1 pseudogene is annotated in these 1,174 nt (G+C 58.8%); it reads right to left on the minus strand.

Annotation, left to right across the window (positions count from 1 at the left end):
- Positions 1–1,174 (minus strand): annotated as a pseudogene (locus CW742_RS14130) (homoserine O-acetyltransferase); the annotation flags it as partial.

The following is a 1,174-nucleotide window of genomic DNA, read 5'->3' on the forward strand; positions in this document are numbered from 1 at the left end:
GGTTGAGGTCCTGGTTTGCCCGCGTGCGTGGGGTTATCGACATCGTGGTTCCTACTTCGAGTGTCTGGACAGCCGTGATCATGACGTCCATGACAACCGTGTGGGAGAGGAACTTCCCAACGATCTAGTTGATCTGGCAGGACTCTAAGAGGAACGCATCGTGCCCGTAATTCGACCGGATCTCGCAGTAGTGGATCTCCGCTTCGTTTGCGGTCAGGGCCGAGACGATCTCCTGCGACTGGTAGGGCGGGTAGAGCCAGTCGGACGAGACCGAAATGACAAGGAACGCCGCCTTTACCCCGGCAAAACCTTTGGTAAGCGAGCCGTCCCTGGTCAGGTCGAAGTAATCGATCGCCTTCGTGATGTAGAGGTACGAGTTTGCATCGAACCTTTTCGTGAACGTGTCGCCCTGGTGGTGGAGGTAGCTCTCGATCTTAAAATCCGTCGAGAAGTCAAATCCCCGCCGGTCCTTGCCCTGCAATGCCCTGCCGAACTTCTCGTGCATGGACTCATTCGAGAGGTAAGTGATGTGACCTACCATCCGTGCGAGCGCAAGGCCGTGGCTGGGGCTGGCCTTCCCGTAGTAGTCGCCATTGTTCCAGTGGGGATCGGAGATGATCGCTTTCCTGCCCACCTCGTTGAAGGCGATCTGCTGCGGAGTGGAGTAACCGGTTGCCGCAATCACGACAGCCTTCTTCATGGCATCGGGGAAATCGACCGTCCACTGGAGCACCTGCATGCCCCCCATCGAGCCGCCCACGACCGCGTAGAGCTGGCTGATCTTCAGGTAGTCAATCAGGAGTTTCTGGGCACTCACCATGTCCCGGATCGTGATGACCGGGAACTTTGCCCCCCAGGGCTTCCCGGTTGCCGGGTTGGTGGACGCCGGGCCGGTCGAGCCTTTGCAGCCTCCGAGAACATTCGAGCAGATGATAAAGTACCGGTCGGTATCGAGTGCCTTGCCGGGACCGATGACCGCATCCCACCAGCCGGGTTTGGTATCCCCTTCATGGAACCCGGCAACATGGGCATCGCCGGAGAGTGCGTGGCAGATGAGGATCGCATTGCTCTTCTCGCGATTGAGTTTCCCGTAGGTCTCATACGCAAGCGTAAGCGAGGGTAGGGTCTCCCCGCTCTCCAGTACAAGCGGTGCCGGATGGTGATAGGTCCGGGT

This window comes from Methanoregula sp. (genome assembly GCF_002835825.1).
Taxonomy (GTDB): domain Archaea; phylum Halobacteriota; class Methanomicrobia; order Methanomicrobiales; family Methanospirillaceae; genus Methanoregula.